This window comes from Paraburkholderia panacisoli (assembly GCF_008369935.1).
Taxonomy (GTDB): Bacteria; Pseudomonadota; Gammaproteobacteria; order Burkholderiales; family Burkholderiaceae; genus Paraburkholderia; species Paraburkholderia panacisoli.
Window position 1 is genome coordinate 95,934 of sequence record NZ_VTUZ01000034.1, and the last position, 19,453, is coordinate 115,386.

The 19,453-nt window shown below is 63.5% G+C and carries 15 protein-coding genes and 1 pseudogene; 12 read left to right on the plus strand and 4 right to left on the minus strand.

Going from position 1 to position 19,453, the window contains the following annotated elements:
* Positions 1–56: 56 nt before the first annotated feature.
* The 11 genes from FVF58_RS35960 (at position 57) to FVF58_RS36010 (ending at position 14,867) form a co-directional block, all read left to right on the plus strand.
* Complete coding sequence (locus FVF58_RS35960; RefSeq protein WP_246217325.1) at positions 57–974, plus strand: carbohydrate ABC transporter permease; 918 nt, start codon at positions 57–59, stop codon at positions 972–974.
* A gap of 2 nt (positions 975–976) precedes the next feature.
* Positions 977–1,822, plus strand: a complete 846-nt coding sequence (locus tag FVF58_RS35965) for a carbohydrate ABC transporter permease (protein WP_149674467.1) — start codon at positions 977–979, stop codon at positions 1,820–1,822.
* Between the two features lie 99 nt (positions 1,823–1,921).
* Positions 1,922–3,052, plus strand: coding sequence for an ABC transporter ATP-binding protein (locus tag FVF58_RS35970; RefSeq protein WP_149674468.1), 1,131 nt, complete (start codon positions 1,922–1,924; stop codon positions 3,050–3,052).
* Positions 3,053–3,292: 240 nt separating this feature from the next.
* Positions 3,293–5,698 (plus strand): glycoside hydrolase family 3 N-terminal domain-containing protein, encoded by a 2,406-nt coding sequence (locus FVF58_RS35975; RefSeq protein WP_149674469.1) that lies wholly within the window; start codon positions 3,293–3,295, stop codon positions 5,696–5,698.
* Positions 5,699–5,779: 81 nt separating this feature from the next.
* Positions 5,780–6,547: a D-xylose 1-dehydrogenase gene (xylB, locus tag FVF58_RS35980; protein ID WP_149674470.1), complete on the plus strand. Its 768-nt coding sequence runs from the start codon at positions 5,780–5,782 to the stop codon at positions 6,545–6,547.
* A complete protein-coding gene (locus tag FVF58_RS35985; protein ID WP_149674471.1) occupies positions 6,544–7,428 on the plus strand; it encodes an SMP-30/gluconolactonase/LRE family protein in 885 nt (294 codons plus the stop codon). The genes xylB and FVF58_RS35985 overlap by 4 nt, the downstream gene beginning before the upstream one ends.
* A 141-nt stretch (positions 7,429–7,569) precedes the next feature.
* Positions 7,570–8,565, plus strand: coding sequence for a LacI family DNA-binding transcriptional regulator (locus FVF58_RS35990; protein WP_149674472.1), 996 nt, complete (start codon positions 7,570–7,572; stop codon positions 8,563–8,565).
* A gap of 219 nt (positions 8,566–8,784) precedes the next feature.
* Positions 8,785–10,212, plus strand: a complete 1,428-nt coding sequence (locus FVF58_RS35995) for an MFS transporter (RefSeq protein ID WP_149674473.1) — start codon at positions 8,785–8,787, stop codon at positions 10,210–10,212.
* A gap of 5 nt (positions 10,213–10,217) precedes the next feature.
* Positions 10,218–12,002, plus strand: coding sequence for an IlvD/Edd family dehydratase (locus FVF58_RS36000; RefSeq protein ID WP_149674474.1), 1,785 nt, complete (start codon positions 10,218–10,220; stop codon positions 12,000–12,002).
* An 83-nt stretch (positions 12,003–12,085) separates the two neighbouring features.
* Positions 12,086–13,273, plus strand: a complete 1,188-nt coding sequence (locus FVF58_RS36005) for a fumarylacetoacetate hydrolase family protein (protein WP_149674475.1) — start codon at positions 12,086–12,088, stop codon at positions 13,271–13,273.
* Positions 13,274–13,424: 151 nt separating this feature from the next.
* The gene (locus tag FVF58_RS36010; protein WP_149674476.1) at positions 13,425–14,867 is read left to right on the plus strand and encodes an aldehyde dehydrogenase family protein; all 1,443 of its coding nucleotides are present in this window, start codon (positions 13,425–13,427) and stop codon (positions 14,865–14,867) included.
* Positions 14,868–15,082: 215 nt separating this feature from the next.
* Here the strand turns inward: FVF58_RS36010 and FVF58_RS36015 are convergent, their stop codons facing one another.
* Complete coding sequence (locus tag FVF58_RS36015; protein WP_149674477.1) at positions 15,083–15,352, minus strand: DUF4148 domain-containing protein; 270 nt, start codon at positions 15,350–15,352, stop codon at positions 15,083–15,085.
* Positions 15,353–15,614: 262 nt separating this feature from the next.
* Positions 15,615–16,526, minus strand: a complete 912-nt coding sequence (locus FVF58_RS36020) for a LysR family transcriptional regulator (RefSeq protein ID WP_149674478.1) — start codon at positions 16,524–16,526, stop codon at positions 15,615–15,617.
* 166 nt (positions 16,527–16,692) lie between these two features.
* Between FVF58_RS36020 and FVF58_RS36025 the strand changes: the two genes are divergently transcribed.
* On the plus strand, positions 16,693–17,793 hold the full coding sequence (locus FVF58_RS36025) for an NAD(P)H-dependent flavin oxidoreductase (RefSeq protein ID WP_149674492.1): 1,101 nt from the start codon (positions 16,693–16,695) through the stop codon (positions 17,791–17,793).
* A gap of 108 nt (positions 17,794–17,901) precedes the next feature.
* Here FVF58_RS36025 and FVF58_RS36030 read toward each other — a convergent pair whose 3' ends face one another.
* Together FVF58_RS36030 and FVF58_RS36035 are read right to left on the minus strand one after the other, a co-directional pair.
* Positions 17,902–18,138 (minus strand): tautomerase family protein, encoded by a 237-nt coding sequence (locus tag FVF58_RS36030; RefSeq protein WP_149674479.1) that lies wholly within the window; start codon positions 18,136–18,138, stop codon positions 17,902–17,904.
* A gap of 60 nt (positions 18,139–18,198) precedes the next feature.
* Positions 18,199–18,822, minus strand: a pseudogene (locus tag FVF58_RS36035) (SDR family NAD(P)-dependent oxidoreductase); the annotation flags it as partial.
* Between the last annotated feature and the right edge of the window lie 631 nt (positions 18,823–19,453).

Here is a 19,453-nt window from a genome sequence, read left to right on the forward strand (position 1 = left end):
TAGTCTGAAGAGGAGCCCGGCCCGCGTCGTTCGATGCGGGCCGGGACACACGATCTGTGAATATTGCAATTTCCGCTGCGCCCGCCGAGCGGGCGCGTATGTCGTCGCAGTGGCTGGTGATCACGGTCTTTCTCGCACCCGCCGTGCTGCTGCTGGCGATCTTTCTGCTGTACCCACTGGTGTCGAGCCTGCGGCTATCGCTCGTCGACTGGACCGGTCTCGGTACGCATTCACGTTTCGTCGGACTCGCCAATTGGACGCATCTCGCACAGGACACGGTGTTCTGGCGCTCTCTGTGGAATAACGTGCTTCTCGCGATCACGTCGATCGTGATCGAGCTGCCCATCTCGCTCGCGCTGGCCGTGCTGCTGGAAAAGGCGGGACGCGGCTCGCGCATTCTCAAGATTCTTTATTTCCTGCCGCTGCTGATGTCGAGCGTCGCGATCGGCGTGCTGTTCAAGAACGTCTACGACCCGAACTTCGGACCGCTCAACGTCGCGCTGCACGCCATCGGCCTCGATTCGTTCGCGCAGGACTGGCTCGGCGACACGCGCTTTTCGCTCGCCTCGACGATCGCGGTGATCTGCTGGCAGAACGTGCCGTTCTACATGATCCTGTTTCTCGCAGGACTCTCGTCGATGCCCGCTGAACTGAACGAAGCGGCGCGCCTCGATGGCGCCTCCGAGTGGACCATCTTCTGGCGCATCAAGCTGCCGCATCTGCAAGGCGCGATCCGCACCGCGGTGCTGCTGTCGGTGCTGGGTTCGCTGCGCTATTTCGATCTGATCTACGTGATGACGGGCGGTGGCCCGGAAGGCTCGTCGGAGCTGATGGCGACTTATATGTACCGGACCGTGTTCAGTTCTTTCCAGCTGGGCTACGGCAGCACGATCGGTTCCGCGATGTTCATCATCGTGTCGCTGGTTGCCGCGATCGCATTGCGCATGACACGTCGTTACGAAACGGAAGTTTGAGCATGGCCACTGAAACAAATCGCCTCCATTTTCCCAGGATCCGCATCGGCGTGCCGCTGCTGGGTTTGATCTGGCTCGCCGTCACGACGTTGCCGTTCATCTTCGTCGTGGTGACGAGTCTGAAGACGCAGGAAGAAACTTTCTCCGAACCGGTCTGGGCGCTGCCGACTCATGTTTATTTCGGCAACTACTGGGCGGTGCTGAACGGCCCGTACCTGACGTACTTCAGCAATAGCGTCTTTGTCGTCGGAGTGTCGGTTCTGCTGATCGTGTTGCTGAGTGCAATGGCGGCCTACGTGTTTGCGCGTTTGCGCTTCCGTTTGAACAAGCTGCTGTTCGGCCTGATGATCGCAGGGATGATCGTGCCGCTGCACTCGACGCTCGTGCCGATCTATCTGCTGACTCGCAACCTCGGTCTCTACGACACGCAGTTCGCGCTGATCGGGCCGTATGTGGCGCTGAGTCTGCCGATCTCGATCTTCATCCTGACCGAGTTCATGCGCCAGATTCCGCATGAACTCGAGGAAGCCGCGCAACTCGACGGCTGTGGTCCGTTCAAGATTTTCTGGCGCATCTTCTTTCCGCTCTCCACGCCGGGGCTGGCGACGGTCGCGATCTATAACGGCATCGCGCTGTGGAACGAGTTCATCTTCGCGTACATGCTGACCTCCACGCCCCCGCATCGCACGCTGCCGCTGGCCGTATGGGACTTCCAGGGGCATTACTCGTCGAACATTCCGGCGATGCTGGCGGTCGTCACGATGACGTCGCTGCCGCTGATCGCGGCCTACGCATTCGGCCAGGAGCGTTTGATCAAGGGCATGATGGCCGGCTCCCTGAAGGGCTGACGAACTGACGAAGAACCGGGGCCAGCCGGGCCGCATGGCCGGCTGAACCAGTCGGGCTGAAGCGAGCGCCCGATCATTTAACCGCGAACACAACGAGCTATGGCAAGCATTACCCTGACTAAAGTACAGAAGGCGTACGAAGGCAATTCGCCGATTATTCGCAACGTTCACCTCGAAGTCGGCGAGAACGAGTTCTGCGTGTTTCTCGGGCCGTCGGGATGCGGGAAGTCGACATTGCTGCGCATGGTCGCCGGACTCGAATCGATCACCGAGGGCGAGCTGCGCATCGACGGTCAGTTGATGAACAACGTACGGCCCGCCGAACGCCGGGTCGCAATGGTGTTCCAGAACTACGCGCTGTATCCGCACATGAGCGTCTACGAGAACATGGCGTTCGGTTTGCGTCAGGCGAAGATCGACAAGGCGACGATCGACAGCAAAGTGCGCCGCACGGCTGCCGCGCTGCAACTCGACGGGCTGCTCGAACGACGTCCCGCTGCGCTGTCCGGTGGACAGCGTCAGCGCGTGGCGATCGGCCGGGCGATCGTGCGCGAGCCGGGCGTGTTCCTGTTCGACGAACCGCTGTCGAATCTCGACGCGGCGCTGCGAGTGCAGACCCGCATCGAGATCGCACGCCTGCACCGCGAATTCCGTCAGGCGAGCGCGATTTACGTCACGCACGACCAGATCGAAGCGATGGCGCTCGCCGACAAGATCGTGCTGCTGCACGCCGGCGCGGAAATGGAGAAGCACGGCAGCATCGCGCAGATCGGCGCGCCGCTGGATCTGTACCACCGCCCGAAGAGCCGCTTCGTGGCGGGCTTCATCGGCTCGCCGAAGATGAACTTCCTGCCGGGCGTCGTCACTGCGATCGACGCCAACGGTCTCGAAGTCGAACTGACGAGCGGCGAGCGCGTGCGCGCCCAAGTCGACGGCCGCAACCTGCGCGTCGGCGCACACGTTACCTTGGGCATCCGGCCCGAACACCTCGGTCTGCCGTCCGGTCAACCGGGTGTCCAGACGATCCGCTGCGCGGTGCGTCTCGTCGAGCGGATGGGCGAACACAGCTACGTGCATATCGACGGCGGCAGCCGCGAAGGCAGCACGCTGATCGCCAAATTGCCGGGCGACGGCGGCGTGACGCGCGACGAACGGATCGAGCTGACCCTCGCGCCGGACGCATGCCACGTGTTCGACGACCGGGACTTCGCGCTGCCGCGTCTGCACTGATCTTGCGCTCCCGCTGACGAGGCCGCCTCGTCACGCGAGCGACGCAACGAATTTGAAGCAACGAATTTCGAGTCCAGCTGGTGTTGAATCAATTTAAAGGACTGCGAAATTCTGAAAGAAATATGAAATGCAGGGCGACGATGCGAGCCACGCATCACGAAGCCTTGCGTTCGCGACCAAAAACGGATTTGTCGGCGCGATACGCGCTCAGTAGATCAGGATCATTTAAAGGAGTTCTCGATGTTGCTTCGCCCAAGTGAAGTACCGCTCTACCGCAACCCCGCGGCTGCCGTCGAAGAGCGCGTTTCCGATTTGCTGGCGCGCATGACTCTGGACGAAAAAATTGCCCAGCTTCACGCCGCGTGGCTGAAGCTGTCGTCCGACGGCAACCACGAAGCGCGGACGGTGGATTTCGCGCACGGCGACGCGGGCGTGACGGTCGAAACGATCCTTCAACATGGGTTGGGTCAGATCACGCGCCCGCTCGGCACGCACACCGTCGATCCGCAGGAAGGCGTGCGCGCGCTCAACGCATTGCAGCGGCAAATGGTGGAGGACACGCGCCTCGGCATTCCGGTGATGTCCCACGAAGAGTGTCTGGTCGGTCTGATGATCAAGGACGCCACGCTGTTCCCGTCGCCGTTGAACTATGCGGCGACGTGGAATCCGCGTCTGATCGGCGAGGTCGGCGAAATCATCGGCGAGCAGGCGCGCTCGATCGGTTGCCATCAAGGGCTCGCGCCAGTGCTGGACGTATCGCGCGATCCGCGCTGGGGCCGCACCGAGGAAACGCTCGGCGAGGACCCGTATCTGGTCGGCGTGCTCGCGTGTCATTACGTCAAGGGCCTGCAGGGCGAACGCCGCGATGTGCTCGCGACGCTCAAGCATTTCGTCGGCCATTCGGCGAGCGAGGGCGCCCGCAATCACGCGCCCGTGCATGTCGGGCCGCGCGAACTGAACGACGTGTTCTTGCTGCCATTTGAAATGGCGGTCAAGCTGGCGGACGCCGGTTCGATCATGCCCGCGTACCACGACATCGACGGCGTGCCCTGCCATGCGGACCGCACGTTGCTGACGGATACGTTGCGCGACAAGTGGGGCTTCGATGGCCTGGTCGTGGCGGACTATGCCGCTGTCGATCTGCTCTTCAGCCACCATGCGGTTGCACGCGACAGCGCGGCCGCCGCGGCGCTCGCGTTCAATGCCGGACTCGACGTCGAGCTTCCCGGCCACGAGTGCGCGCTGCATCTGAAGGAAGCGCTGGCGCGCGGTGAGATCAGCGAAGAGACGATCGACACCGCCGTTACCCGAGTGCTGCGCACGAAGTTCCGTCTCGGCCTGTTCGAAAATCCGTATGCGGACCCGGAACGCGTGGACGTGAAGAGCGAATCGGCCGGCGACACCGCCTACCAGGTTGCGCTCGAATCAGCGGTGCTGCTGCGCAACGAAGGCGGCGTGTTGCCGCTCGACGTGAAGGGCGCTGCAAAGATCGCGGTGATCGGCCCGACCGCCGACGATCCGCTGGCGCTGCTGGCAGGCTACAGTTTCCCGGTGCATCTGATCAACGCCGGCGAGCAGTCGGTCGCATCGATCGGCACGCCGTTGCAGGCGCTGCGCGCGCTGCTCGGCGACGAGCGCGTGATTCACGCGCGCGGCTGCGACATCATCACGGAGCGCCGTGCGGGCGCACCGGTGTTCCCCGGCGACGTGTCACTGGACACCATGAGCGACACGAACCGCGACGAGCTGATCAGCCGGGACACCGGGCACATCGCAGCGGCGGTCGACGCAGCGCGGCAGACCGGCGTGGCGATCGTGTTCGTCGGCGATCTCGCTGGGCTGTTCCAGTCCGGCACGGTGGGCGAAGGGTCCGACACGGACAGCCTCGATCTGCCCGGCGTCCAGCAGGCGCTGCTGAGCGCCGTGGTCGACAGCGGCACGCCGACGGTCGTGGTGATGACGGGCGGCCGTCCGTACAACCTCGGCGGTCTCGAGGATCGGATCGCGGCGCAGATCATGGCGTTCGCGCCGGGCGAGCGGGGCGGCGAGGCGCTTGCCGATCTGCTGGCGGGCCGTGCGAATTTCAGCGGACGCCTGCCGTTGTCCGTGCCGAAAAGCGCCGGGGCGGTGCCGTACACCTATAACCACCGGCTCAAGAGCGCCGGTACACCGGTTGCCTATCATTTCGGTTGCCGCTACCCGTTCGGCTTCGGTCTCAGCTATACGCAGTTCCGTTACGGTAGTCTCGCGGTGGCGCAACGCGAAGTGCCGATCGGCGACGGAACGATCGAACTCAGCTTCACGGTCGAGAACCTCGGCCCGCGTGAAGGCACTGAAGTCGTGCAGATCTATGCGCGCGACCGCCTCGCATCGTCGGCGCGGCCGGTGCGCGAATTGAAGGCGTTCGCACGCGTACCGCTGGCGGCAGGCGACTCGGCGCAGGTCCGTGTGCGCATCCCTGTCGATATGCTCAACTTCACCGATGGGCGCGGAGAGCGTATCGTCGAACCAGGCGACTTCGATTTGATGGTGGGAAGCTCGAGCCGCGATATTCATCTGAGCGACACGGTAAGAGTCACCGGTCAAGCGGTGCGAACGCTCGAACGCGACTGGCGCATGGTGAGCGAAGTCGAGGTCCTGTCGTAACAGGCAGGCCGGGGACGTGTCCAGCCGGGGGCGGCTGGGCACCCTGCATGGGTAGTCATTCTCGGAACAGTGGAATATCAGATGTCGTACGCAATCTATCCCAGCCTCTCAGGCAAAACGGTAGTCATTACCGGTGGCGGCAGCGGCATCGGCGCCGCGATGGTCGAAGCATTCGCACGGCAGGGCTCGCGCGTTTTCTTCCTCGACGTGGCGCAAGAAGATTCGCTCGCGCTGCAGGAGTCGCTGCGCGACGCCCCGCACCCGCCGTTGTTCCGCCGTTGCGATTTGCGCAACGTCGACGCGATTCAAAGCACGTTCGCGGAGATCGCCGATATCGCCGGACCGATCGAGGTGCTCGTGAACAACGCCGGCAATGACGACCGGCACGAAATCGACGCGGTCACGCCGACCTATTGGGACGAGCGCATGGCCGTGAACCTGCGGCACCAGTTCTTCTGCGCGCAGGCCGCGGCGGCTGGCATGCGCAAGATCGGGCGCGGTGTGATCCTGAATCTCGGTTCGGTGTCGTGGCACCTCGCCTTGCCGAACCTGGCGATCTACATGAGCGCCAAGGCCGCTATCGAAGGGTTGACCCGCGGCCTCGCGCGCGATCTCGGCGACGCTGGCATCCGCGTGAACTGCATCATTCCGGGTGCGGTGCGAACGCCGCGTCAGATGCAGTTGTGGCAGTCGCCCGAGAGCGAAGCGAAGGTCGTTGCGAGCCAATGTCTGCGCTTGCGCATCGAGCCTGAACATGTCGCCCGTATGGCGTTGTTCCTCGCTTCCGATGACGCGTCGCGTTGCTCCGGCCGTGACTATTTCGTCGATGCCGGGTGGTACGGAGAATGAAAGTCCGTCTTCCTGTCTGCATCTGGCCGGTCAATGCGGAACTCGGCGAAGGCCCGGTGTGGCAGGCCGCGGAGAACGCGGTCTATTTCGTCGACATCAAGGGCCGCCATATCCATCGTCTGTCGGTCGCTACGGGACAAACGCAAACGTGGAACGCGCCGGATCAGCCGGGTTTCGTCGCGCCGCTCGCGGAGCACGGCTTCGTCTGCGGGCTGCCGGGCGGCCTGTATCGCTTCGATACCGGTAGCGGGCAATTCAGCAAGCTCAAGGATATCGAGCCACATCTGCCGGGAAATCGTCTGAACGACGGCTTCGTCGATGCGAGCGGGCACCTGTGGTTCGGCTCGATGGACGACGCCGAAGAGCAGCCCACCGGCACGCTGTATCGCGTGAACGATGCGGGCGAAGTGGTGGCGCAGGACGACGACTACGTGATCACCAACGGACCCGCAATGAGTCCGGATGGACGCACGCTCTATCACAACGACACGATGCGGCGCATCGTGTACGCGTTCGACGTGAGCGAAGACGGCAGCTTGTCGCGCAAACGCATCTTTGCCGCCATTTCCGGCGACGGCTACCCCGACGGAATGGCCGTCGATGCCGACGGATATCTGTGGGTCGCGTTGTTCGGCGGCTGGCGTATCGAGCGGTTCTCGCCCGACGGCAAGGTGGTCGAGCAGGTGCCGTTTCCGTGCGCCAACATAACGAAGCTCGCATTCGGCGGCGACGATTTGCAGACGGTGTATGCGTCGACGGCGTGGAAGGGCTTGTCGCCCGTCGAGCGTCAGCAGCAGCCGCAGGCCGGCGGCCTGTTTTCGTTTCGTTCGCCTGTGCCGGGCCAGCCGCAGGCGGGGTGCCGATGGGGCTTCTCCCAATGAGCGGGAAAAAAAGCGGAGCAGCGCAACGCGCTTGAAACCCGACCCTATACCAGGTGTCGCCAGGTATCATGTGCGTTCCGTGACTTCCACGCATTTGCAGTGACCAAGACCATGACGTCCAGGCCGCCCGTTCCGCCCCGCATGTCCGACGTCGCCGAACGCGCCGGCGTTTCGAAGATGACCGTATCGCGCGTGCTGGCCGGACGCAGCGTCTCGCAGGCTACCCGCGAAAAAGTGCAGAAGGTCATCGACGAACTGGGATACGTCGCCGATGCGGCAGCGGGCGCATTGTCATCGGGGCGCTCGGAGTTCGTCGCGGTGCTGGTGCCGTCGCTGTCCAGCTCCAACTTCTCCGACACGGTGCGCGGCCTGAATGCGGCGTTGAGCCCGCACGGTCTGCAACTCCTGCTTGGCGACACTGACTATCGTCTCGAACAGGAAGAGCTGCTGGTGCGCTCGATGCTGCGCCATCAGCCGCGCTGCGTCGCGCTGACCGGCAGCCGGCACACCGAAGCGACTCGCACGCTGCTGCAGCGCGCCGGTATCCCGGTCGTCGAAATGTGGGACCTGCCGGCTGATCCGATCGAAACGGCGGTGGGCTTCTCGAACGCGACCGCCGCGCGCGCGATGGTTCGGCACCTGCACGCGAGCGGCTATCGGCGCATCGGTTTTATCGCCGGGGCGAGTGAGCGCGATCGTCGCGGTCTCGACCGGGCGCGCGGCTATATCGCGGAAATGAAAGCGCTGGGGCTCGGCGAGCCGCGCGTGATCCGGCTCGGCGAATCGCCTATCACGATGAGTCATGGCGCGCCCGCGATCGGCGCATTGCTCGACGCATGGCCCGATACCGAGGCCGTGATGTGCGTGAGCGACATGTCGGCATTCGGCGCGATCATGGAGTGTCACCGGCGCGGACTGTCGGTGCCGGGCGACATCGCGATTGCCGGCTTCGGCAACTTCGAGGTGTCGTGGTGCTGTCAGCCGACCATCACTACCGTGTCGGTGGACGCGTATGGGATCGGTTTGCGCGCCGGCGAAACGCTGCTCGCTGCGCTGACGGCGCGCGAGACCGGACAGCCGCAGCGTGCGAAGGCGGTCAAGATCGACTTCACGGTGATTGCGCGGGAAAGCGCCTGAGCCGGCGGCCTGCCGGTTCAGCACGACATCAGCAGACCGTTTCCCGCGGTCGTCTCCACCTCAGGGATATCCCTTGGTTGTTCGGATGGTTAGCCAAGCGTAACATCCAGACCCAGAAATGTTACCGGTAACTTTTCCGGGGGCGACGCATCGGTTCGCATGGCACGCGAGCCACGGCGCTCAGGCGTTTCGTACAAAAATACGCTGATGGAGATTCGAATGACCACTGTGCCGTCCGCTGTCGCCGCGCCTGCCGCGCCGATCAGCGAGTTTGAGGAAAGGACCTATCGCAAGGTCGTGCGCCGCCTGTTGCCGGTGCTATTGCTGTGCTACGTCGTGGCTTACCTGGACCGCGTCAACGTCGGCTTCGCGAAGCTGCAAATGCTCGACGATCTAGGCCTGTCCGACACCATGTACGCAATCGGCGCCAGCGTCTTCTTCTGGGGCTATTTCATCTTCGAAATCCCGAGCAATGTGTTCCTGCATCGCTACGGCGCACGCTTCTGGATCGCGCGGATCATGTTCACGTGGGGCCTCGTGTCGATGGCGCTCGCCTTCGTCGAGCCGCTCGCGCGTCTCGCGCACGTCGAGACCGCGACGATGTTCTACACGCTGCGCTTTTTGCTCGGTATCTGCGAGGCCGGCTTCTTTCCCGGCGTGATTCTTTACCTGAACTACTGGTTTCCGGCGCAGCGTCAGAGCCGCGTGATGTCGGGCTTTCTGATCGCGATGCCGGTCAGTCTGATGCTCGGCGGCGTCGTGTCGGGCTGGTTGATGGACCACACCGCGGGTCTGTTCGGCTATCAGGGCTGGCAGTGGATGCTGCTTATCGAAGGCGTGCCGTCGCTGTTGACCGCGTTCGTCGTGTATTTCTCGCTCGACGACGGCATCGAGCGCGCTAGCTGGTTGACGCCGCAGGAAAAGAACCTGCTCGCGGCGAATCTGCAGCGCGAGGGCGCGCAGAAGACCGCGCGTTTCGGCTCGGCGGTGCGCGATCCGCGCGTGTGGCTGCTGGTCGCGATTCTGCTGACCTTCAACACCGGCTTCTACGGACTGGCGTTCTGGCTGCCGTCGATCATCAAGGCGACCGGCGTGCAGGACCCGTTGCATATCGGCTTGCTGACGGCGATCCCTTACGGCGTGGCGATCATCGCCACGCTCGCTAACGCGGCCCATTCGAAGAAAACCGGCGAGCGGCGTCTGCACGCGGCGATCCCGGCGCTGATCGGCGGCCTCGGTCTGATTCTGAGCGCGGCGTTTGCGCATCAAATCGTGCTGGCGATCACGTTCCTCACGATCGCCACCGCCGGCATTCTCGCGCTGATGCCGATCTACTGGACGTTCCCCGGCCAACTGCTGTCGGGCGCGGCCGCCGCGGCCGGCATCGCGATGATCAACGCGATCGGCAACCTGTCGGGCTTCACCGGTTCGATGATCACCGCCGTCGCCAAGAACCTGACCGGCGACATCAACAACGGCACGTATGCGCTCGGCGCGTGTCTGCTGGTTAGTTGTATGCTGATCCTGCTCGTGCCGCGCAGCATGCTGACACGGGCAGCGCCGGCCGAAGCCAGCAAGCCCAGCCGCCAGACGGCGCACGCGGCGCAGCGCGCCAGCGATTCAACCCTCCCCATGACCGAGAGATAAGCAACATGTCAGCATTTACACCGCGCCGGCTGAGAAGCCAGGAATGGTTCGACGACCCATCGCATGCGGACATGACGGCGCTCTACGTCGAGCGCTTCATGAACTACGGTTTGACGCGCGAAGAGCTTCAGTCGGGCCGGCCGATCATCGGCATCGCGCAAACGGGCAGCGACCTCGCGCCGTGCAACCGCCATCACATCGAACTCGCCGCGCGCACCAAAGCAGGCATTCGCGACGCGGGCGGCATTCCGATGGAATTTCCGGTTCACCCGCTCGCCGAGCAGAGCCGCCGGCCGACCGCCGCGCTCGACCGCAATCTCGCGTATCTCGGGCTGGTGGAAATTCTGCACGGCTTTCCGCTCGACGGCGTCGTGCTGACCACCGGCTGTGACAAGACCACGCCCGCCTGTCTGATGGCGGCGGCGACCGTCGACATGCCCGCCATCGTGCTGTCGGGCGGCCCGATGCTCGACGGTTGGCACGAAGGCAAGCGCGTCGGTTCAGGCACGGTCATCTGGCATGCGCGCAATCTGCTCGCCACCGGCGAAATCGACTACGAGGGCTTCATGCAACTGACCACGGCGTCGTCGCCGTCGATCGGACACTGCAATACGATGGGCACCGCACTGTCGATGAACAGTCTCGCCGAGGCGCTCGGCATGTCCTTGCCTGGCTGCGCGAGCATTCCCGCCGCGTATCGCGAACGCGGGCAGATGGCTTACGCGACCGGCAAACGCATCGTCGATCTGGTGCGCGAGGACGTGCGTCCGTCGCACATCATGACCAAGGCGGCGTTCGAAAACGCGATCGTGGTGGCGTCGGCGCTGGGTGCGTCGAGCAACTGCCCGCCGCATCTGATCGCGATTGCGCGGCACATGGGCGTCGAGCTGAGTCTCGACGACTGGCAGCGCGTGGGCGAGCAGGTGCCGTTGATCGTGAACTGCATGCCCGCAGGCGAATATCTGGGCGAGAGCTTTCACCGCGCGGGCGGCGTGCCCGCCGTATTGCGCGAGCTTGCCAACGCGCAACTCGTGCATGGCGAATGCCTGACCGTGTCGGGTCGCACCATCGGCGAAATTGCGGCGGATGCGCCCGTGGCGGATCGCGACGTGATCAGGACAGCGGCAGAGCCGCTCAAACACGGCGCGGGGTTCATCGTGCTGTCGGGCAACTTCTTCGACAGCGCGATCATGAAGATGTCGGTGGTCGGCGATGCGTTTCGGCAGACCTATCTGAGCGAGCCCGGCAAGGAAAACAGCTTCGAAGCGCGGGCCATCGTGTTCGACGGTCCCGAGGACTATCACGCGCGCATCAACGACCCGTCGCTCGAAATCGACCAGCACTGCATTCTGGTGATTCGCGGCGCCGGGACCGTCGGCTATCCGGGGAGCGCCGAGGTGGTGAACATGGCGCCGCCGGCCGCGCTCGTGCGCGAGGGCATCACGTCGTTGCCGACGCTCGGCGACGGGCGTCAAAGCGGCACGTCCGCGAGCCCGTCGATTCTGAACATGTCGCCCGAAGCGGCAGTGGGCGGCGGACTGTCGCTGTTGCGCACGAACGACCGCATTCGCGTGGATCTGAATTCGCGCAGCGTGAACGTGCTGGTCGACGAAGGCGAACTCGCGCGGCGCCGTGAGACGGCTAGCTTCGCGATTCCGCCGGCGCAGACGCCGTGGCAGGAACTGTACCGCCAGACGGTGGGCCAGCTTTCGACCGGCGGCTGTCTCGAACCTGCGACGCTGTATCTGAAAGTGATTGCCGAGCGTGGCAATCCGAGGCATTCGCACTGACGTGCAGGTTGCAGGGCCGGGCTCCGGTTTGACATCGGGCCCGGCCGTTCTGCTTTCCCAACTTTCCTGAAGAAACCACTCCCATGTCCGCAACTTCCCAATCCAGTTTCCTCCCCGACGACCTCGACCAGGCGCTGCTCGTGGGGCGCGTATGGCGCAAGACCGACGCGCATGAAGGCCCGTGCGTGGTCGTCGTGCGCGGCGGCGAGGTGTTCGACATCACCGCGACGGTGCCGACCACGGCTGACCTGTTCGAGCGTGAGAACGCCGCGCAGGTCGCGCGCACGGCGCCTGGCGTGTCGCTCGGCGGCGCGGCGCAACTGATCGCCGCCAACCTGCCCGGCGCCGCCGCGCCGGCCGTGCGGCTGCTCGCGCCGTGCGACATCCAGGCCATCAAGGCGTGCGGCGTCACGTTCGCGGTGAGTCTGATCGAACGCGTGATCGAAGAGCAGGCGGGCGGCGATCCGGCGAAGGCGAAGGAAGTCCGCGAGACCATCGCATCGACGATCGGCACGGACCTGTCGAAGATCAAACCGGGCTCGGACGCCGCGATGAAGCTGAAGGCCGAACTCGAACGGCGCGGTGCGTGGTCGCAATACATGGAAGTGGGCATCGGCCCGGACGCGGAAGTGTTCTCGAAGTCGCAGCCGATGTCGGCGGTGGGCTTCGGCGCCGACGTGGGCCTGCTGGCCGCTTCGACCTGGAATAACCCGGAGCCGGAGATCGTGCTGGCGGTGAATGGCCGCGGCCAGATCGTCGGCGCGACGCTCGGCAACGACGTCAACCTGCGCGATATCGAAGGCCGCTCGGCGCTGCTGCTCGGCAAGTGCAAGGACAACAACGGCTCGTGCGCGATCGGCCCGTTCATTCGTCTGTTCGACGAGCGCTTCTCGCTCGACTCGGTGCGCTCGGCGAGTGTCGCGCTGCGCGTGGAAGGCGCCGACGACGACTTCGTGCTCGAAGGCGTGAGCCACATGAGCGAAATCAGCCGCGATCCGGCGGACCTGGTCGCGCAGACGTGGGGTCGGCATCACCAGTACCCGGACGGCTTCATGCTGTTCCTCGGCACGATGTTCTCGCCGATCAAGGACCGTGACGCCGCCGGTGGCGGATTCACGCACCACCTGGGCGACCTCGTGACGATTTCGACGCCGCAACTCGGCGCGCTGACCAACACGGTCCGGTTGAGCACCGAAATCGAACCGTGGACGTTCGGCGTGCGCGCGCTTTATCGGAATCTGGCGGCTCGCGGGTTGCTCGGCGCGGCCTGATCGGCCCGCGTGTATTTGCGCGTATCGTGAGCCTACGGCGCGGCGATCGTGCCGCGCATAGCGCCAGGTATTTCCAGTTACCGCCGTTCCGGCCTGACGATCAGGTCTCGCCGGCGGAGCCTTCAATCCGTATCGACCGGAGAGAGACAGCATGAGCCAGTTTGCAAACTATATCGATGGACAGTGGGTAGAAGGCGCGAGCGTGTCGCGCAACGTCAATCCGTCCAACCTCGACGACGTGATCGGCGAGTTCGCGCAGGCCGACGCCGAGCAGACGCAACGCGCGATCAGCGCCGCGCGCAAGGCGTTCGCGCAGTGGTCACTGTCCACGCCGCAGCAGCGCTTCGACATCCTCGATCAGGCGGGCAGCGTGATCCTCGCGCGCAAGGCCGAGCTTGGCCGGCTGCTCGCGCGTGAAGAAGGCAAGACGCTGCCCGAGGCGATCGGCGAAGTGGGCCGCGCAGGGCAGATCTTCAAGTTCTTTGCGGGCGAAGCGCTGCGTCTGGGCGGCGAAACCGTGCCGTCCGTGCGTCCTGGCATGACCGTCGAAGTGACGCGCGAGCCGCTCGGCGTGATCGGCCTCATCACGCCGTGGAATTTCCCGATCGCGATTCCCGCGTGGAAGATTGCGCCGGCGCTTGCGTATGGGAACAGCGTCGTCGTCAAACCGGCCGACCTCGTGCCGGCCAGCACGTGGGAGCTGGTCAAGATCATCGCCGAGGCGGGCGCGCCGGCGGGCGTCATCAATCTCGTGATGGGACGCGGCTCGGTGGTCGGTGAAGCGTTGGTTTCTGCGCCGGAAGTGGATGCGGTGAGCTTCACCGGATCGGTCGCGACCGGCCGGGCAATCGGCGCGAAATGCTTTGCGTCCGGCAAGAAGTTTCAACTGGAGATGGGCGGCAAGAACCCGATGGTCGTGCTCGACGACGCCGACCTCGATGTCGCGATCGAAGCGTGCATCAACGGCGCGTTTTATTCGACGGGGCAGCGTTGCACCGCGTCGAGCCGGTTGATCGTGACCGAAGGTATTTATGAGCGCTTCATCGACGGCATGAAAGCGCGCATGCGCGCGTTGAAGGTGGGCGATGCGCTGGCCGACGGCACGCAGATCGGCCCGGTCGTCGACGACAAGCAGTTCCAGCAGGACGAACGCTATCTAGCGATCGCCCGCGAAGAGGGCGGCGCGGTGTTCGGCGGGGAGCGGGTGGAGCGAGACACGCGCGGCTACTTCCTCGCGCCGGCGCTGGTCACCGACACGACGTCGCAGATGCGCATCAACCGGGAAGAAGTGTTCGGCCCGGTGGCCTCGGTCATCAAGGTCAAGGACTACAACGAGGCGCTCGCGGTCGCCAACGACACGGAGTTCGGGCTCTCAGCAGGCATCTGCACGACCTCGCTGAAGTACTCGAGCCACTTCCGCCGTCATATGCAGGCCGGCATGGTGATGGTGAACACGGCAACCGCCGGGGTGGATTATCACGTGCCGTTTGGCGGCCGCAAGGGTTCGAGCTACGGTCCGCGCGAGCAAGGCAGTTATGCCCGCGAGTTTTATACGACGGTCAAGACCGCGTATGTGAATGCGGGCGTCGTTTGAGGGGCGCGGATTAGCGTAGTTGCGCACGCAGCGGCGGCAACGGGAGACAAAGCGCCCAGCCGCTGACGGCTGGGCGAAGCCACCGGGAATCCGGGGCGGAGGTTCTGATGTGAAACGGGCCCGCGATCGAAATCACGATCGCAGGCCCGTAGAGTGAAGCAGCCGGGTGCAGGTGCATGCGCTCCGGTGAAGCGACGGCCGGTAGGCCGGAAGGCTCACTCCGCTACTGCGTGGCCTTGTTGCGACGAACCGCTGGCGACACCGCCCACTGCGCTGTTCTGCGCGGCAATGCGCGCTTCCGCAGCCTGAATGTTCGCGGGGTATTCGTTCGGGTTCGAACGGGCCGGGTTATAGCCAGCCTTTTCGACCTGAATCAGTTCTTCGCGCACTTGCGCGCGGGTCAACGGCTGGTTCGATTGAGCGAAAACAGCGACCGGAGCAGCAAGGGTAGCGGCGATAACAACGGCTTGAACGAGCGATTTCATGGTGACTACCTCCAGAGATTTGTCTTGTTTGGGCTACGAACTTGTTTGTCTGCAGCAGTGGTGACAGTCTAGGAGGGCGTGAAACTAGGGTAAATACCTAATTTCCGAAATCACTGTTTCGTAAATTAAAACAATGTGGCGGCAAATTCGTGGAGAGGCGCGGCCCGGATGCATTTGTTGCAAATATTGGGATGTTTGCGCTGTATCTGCGCAGGTGTGTCACGGCCGGCGGCGCGTAGGGCGTGGCAATCAGGCCATTGCACTACGATCCGAGCTTTTCCATCAGAAAGTCGACGAAGCTGCGCACACGCGACGAGAGATGTCGCGCATGCGGATAGAGCAGCACGAACGGCCGCGAACATCCGCCATAGGGCTTCAGCAATTCCTTGAGCGTGCCGTCGGCAATGTCTTTGTCGACGATAAACCGATAGGTCTGAAAAATGCCCGCGTCATGGCGTGCCAAAGTCACCCCGGAAAGCACGTCGCCAGAAGCCGCATAGCCGCCGCGCGTCATCATTTCGGCTTCTTCGCCATTCTGCTTGAACAACCATGGCAAGTTGCGTCCGCTGCTCGGCAGCGCGTACTGGATGCAGTCGTGATGGACCAGATCGTCCGGCGTCTTTAGTTTGGCGGCTCCGCGCAGGTACGCGGGCGACGCGATCACCACCAGTTCCGCATCCTCGATCTTGCGCGCGATCAGGCCAGAGTCGCCCGGCGCGCGTCCGCGAATGGCCAGGTCGAAGCCCTCTTCCGCAAAGTCGATGTTGCGGTTGCTCAGGTGCGTTTCGACGGTGACACTGGGATAACGCGCACGAAACTCCGCGAGCAGCGGCAGCACCCGGTAGTGGCCATATGGCGTCGGCATGCTGATCCGCAACACGCCGGCCGGGGTGGTCTGCTGGCCGGTTGCCTCGCGTTCGGCGTCCGCAAGCTGATGCAGCGCTTGCCGGCATTGTTCGAAATAGCGCCTTCCCGCATCCGTTAGCCGGATCTGTCGCGTGGTGCGCACGAACAGGCGCACACCCAGGCGCGTTTCCAGACGCGCAACGGAGCGACTGACCGCAGCCGGCGTGACGCTCGCAGCATTCGCGGCGAGGGTGAAGCTCTCCAGTTCGGCGGCGAGACAGAACAGTTCGATACTGCCTAGAAGGACGTCTTCAAATTGACGCTGCATGGTTTTCGATGACCTGTCTCATCGCGTTGTTGTGGCCGGGCAGAAGTCCCCTGCGGCGGCCGTAAAGTGACGGCAACGGGCGGCGCGCTCGCCTTCGGTGCGCAATCACGGGCTGAGCACACTATCTCAGGACTATAGTGTAGTGAGCATCGACTGGGGGATAGACATGATCGAACAGAAAGGCAATCGCGCGTTGCTGCATTTGCTGGGTATCGACAAGCCAATTGTTCAGGCGCCGATGGCCGGTGTCAGCACGCCGGCATTGGCGGCGGCCGTCTCGAATGCGGGCGGCCTCGGCTCGCTGGGCGTCGGAGCGATGAACGCCGAAGGAGCGCGCAAGGTCATCAGAGAGACACGCGCTTTGACGGCCAAACCATTCAACATCAACGTTTTCTGTCATCAACCGGCGCAGGCTGACGAGGCTGTCGCGCGCCAATGGTTGAACTGGCTTGCGCCATATTTCAAAGAATACGGCGCAAGCCCGCCGGCGTCGCTGTCGGAGATCTACACGAGCTTCGTGGCGGACCCGGCCATGCTGCAAGTTTTTATCGAGGAAAAGCCGGCGATCGTGAGTTTCCATTTCGGCTTGCCCTCCGCCGATGTGATCGCCGAACTGAAGAAAGCAGGCATCAGGCTGCTCGCGAGCGCAACCAACCTTGATGAGGCTGCGCAGGTTGCAGCGGCGGGAGTCGATGCGATCGTCGCGCAAGGTATCGAGGCCGGCGGGCATCGCGGCGTTTTCGATCCGGATGCAGTCGATGACGGCTTGGGCGTATTTGCGCTGACGCGTCTGCTGGTCAGAGAATTCGACCTGCCGGTGATCGCGGCCGGCGGCATCATGGACGGTGCCGGGATCGCGGCGGCGCTCGCGCTGGGTGCTCAAGCGGCTCAGTTGGGCACCGCTTTTGTCGTGTGCCCGGAGACGTCGATCGACGACGGTTATCGTCGGGCGATGCTTGCGGACGCGGCTCGCCGGACGACTTTTACGGCAGCGATTTCGGGGCGGGTTGCGAGAAGCATGGTGAACCGGTTTACCGAACTCGGCAGCGACGCGCGATCTCCAAAGCCGCCCGCCTATCCGATTGCATACGATGCGGGCAAGGCGCTTCATGCGGCCGCGAAAGCCACGGGCGAGTTCGGTTATGGCGCACAGTGGGCGGGGCAGGCGGCCGCGCTGGCGAGGCCGTTGCCTGCCGCCGAGCTGGTTGCCGAGTTGGACCGCGAACTGAAGGAGAGCATCAGGCAATTGCAGCAGTTTGCGGGCTAGCGGCCGTTGTCGTTATGAGGGCGCAAGAAGGAGAGTCAGGTTTCCTTGAGATTGCGCCCTCGTTCATTCGACAACGATCGTTCTGAATCATCGCGCAAGTGCTGGCGGCTAGTCCAGCTTCAGGCCGCGTTGTTTGCGATAGGCTTCGACCGGCAATCCGCCCCAGCCCCAGTTCTCGGTCTCCACTTCCTGAATGACGACGAAAGTCGAGTCGAGCGGCTTGTTCAGCACGTCGAGCAGCAACTGACTGACGCCGCCGATTAGCGCGGCTTTTTCGTCTGCAGTGACGGAGTCGTTGCCGGGCTTGCTGCCTTCGCGGGTTACCTGAATGGTGACGATGGGCATGTGAATCTCAATTGACGTGGGTTGTCTTGCAGGGCGCCAATTTGCGGCGCCCAGTTCCGATCAGTGGCCGGCGCTTTGGCCGCCGTCGACGTGCAGGATTTCGCCGGTCACGAACGGCGCGGAATCCAGGTACAGCACAGCGCCGACGACATCGCTCATCTCACCCATGTGACCAATGGGATGCAGTGTGTCGAGCGCCGCGTGGGTTTCTTTCGGGTGCATCGGCGATTTGATGACACCTGGCGAAACGGCATTGGCGCGAATGCCCCTCTGCGCGTATTCGATCGCCAGGGACTTCGTGGCCGTGTTCAGACCGCCCTTGGTCAGCGAAGCCAGTACCGAGGGTACGCCATCGATGGCGTGATCGGTGAGGCTGGTCGTGATGTTGACCACGTGACCGCTCGCATTCTTTTCCATCTCGGCGATCGCGAGCTGGGTATTGTGGAAGACGCTCGAGAGGTTCACGGCGGTGATGGCCGCGTAGTCTTTCGCGGTGTATCGGGTGAAGGGCTTGGCGACGAAGATGCCGGCGTTGTTGACCAGCGTGCCGATGCGGCCGAAGCGGTCGACGGCTGCGGAGATCACGCGCTGGGCGGTCGCCGGATCGGCGATATCGCCGGCCACGGTCATGATGTTGGGATCGTCCGACGGTTTGATCGATCGCGCGGTTGCGACGACGCGATAGTCGAGCTTCCCGCGATGGACAAACAGAGTCGTGCGTGCCAGGTACAAATGCATTGGATGGCAATGGCGCCTGGGGGGCGGTTCACGTTTTGCGATGCTCGTTGCCGTCCGGGCGGAGCGTGGGTCACTCCGGAGTTTTATTGAGCGGGGCACTTCACTGTGCATCGGCAAAACGCGGAAACAATATCCGTGCTCGTGGCGCGGAGCGTTAGAAAGTCCTTGTCGATTCGAAGCAGACGTGCGTAGTTGCGCGGACCTGCTCGATACTTCCGCGACGACTGCAAGCGACGGAAGAACTTCATCGTCGCTTTGCCGATGCTCGATCGAGACGGCGAAAAAATATTTCGCAAATTGGGTTGACCGATGGAATTCCGGTCTGCATAATTCGCCTCCCGTTTGATGACGGACGCGAAGAAAGCAGAGCTTCTGAGCGAGTGATCTTTAAAAACTAACAGCCGATAAGTGTGGGCGCTTGATGCGAGATGCGGGGCGGGTTCTTTGAATCTGTCATAAAGCAAAAGTATCAAGTCTCACACAGTAATGAAAGGAAGGTTTGGCCGTTGAAAGATGGTTGAACACTTCGTCAGTACGTTGAGTGAGCGACCGGTCTCGAAAGAGACCGAAAACAGTA

Bases quoted from the DNA above. Each gene is read 5' to 3' on its own strand.
- FVF58_RS35965 (WP_149674467.1), top strand. From the start codon at position 977: ATGGCCACTGAAACAAATCGCCTCCATTTTCCCAGGATCCGCATCGGC.
- FVF58_RS35970 (WP_149674468.1), top strand. From the start codon at position 1,922: ATGGCAAGCATTACCCTGACTAAAGTACAGAAGGCGTACGAAGGCAAT.
- FVF58_RS35975 (WP_149674469.1), top strand. From the start codon at position 3,293: ATGTTGCTTCGCCCAAGTGAAGTACCGCTCTACCGCAACCCCGCGGCT.
- xylB (WP_149674470.1), top strand. From the start codon at position 5,780: ATGTCGTACGCAATCTATCCCAGCCTCTCAGGCAAAACGGTAGTCATT.
- FVF58_RS35985 (WP_149674471.1), top strand. From the start codon at position 6,544: ATGAAAGTCCGTCTTCCTGTCTGCATCTGGCCGGTCAATGCGGAACTC.
- FVF58_RS35990 (WP_149674472.1), top strand. From the start codon at position 7,570: ATGTCCGACGTCGCCGAACGCGCCGGCGTTTCGAAGATGACCGTATCG.
- FVF58_RS35995 (WP_149674473.1), top strand. From the start codon at position 8,785: ATGACCACTGTGCCGTCCGCTGTCGCCGCGCCTGCCGCGCCGATCAGC.
- FVF58_RS36000 (WP_149674474.1), top strand. From the start codon at position 10,218: ATGTCAGCATTTACACCGCGCCGGCTGAGAAGCCAGGAATGGTTCGAC.
- FVF58_RS36005 (WP_149674475.1), top strand. From the start codon at position 12,086: ATGTCCGCAACTTCCCAATCCAGTTTCCTCCCCGACGACCTCGACCAG.
- FVF58_RS36010 (WP_149674476.1), top strand. From the start codon at position 13,425: ATGAGCCAGTTTGCAAACTATATCGATGGACAGTGGGTAGAAGGCGCG.
- FVF58_RS36015 (WP_149674477.1), bottom strand. From the start codon at position 15,352: ATGAAATCGCTCGTTCAAGCCGTTGTTATCGCCGCTACCCTTGCTGCT.
- FVF58_RS36020 (WP_149674478.1), bottom strand. From the start codon at position 16,526: ATGCAGCGTCAATTTGAAGACGTCCTTCTAGGCAGTATCGAACTGTTC.
- FVF58_RS36025 (WP_149674492.1), top strand. From the start codon at position 16,693: ATGATCGAACAGAAAGGCAATCGCGCGTTGCTGCATTTGCTGGGTATC.
- FVF58_RS36030 (WP_149674479.1), bottom strand. From the start codon at position 18,138: ATGCCCATCGTCACCATTCAGGTAACCCGCGAAGGCAGCAAGCCCGGC.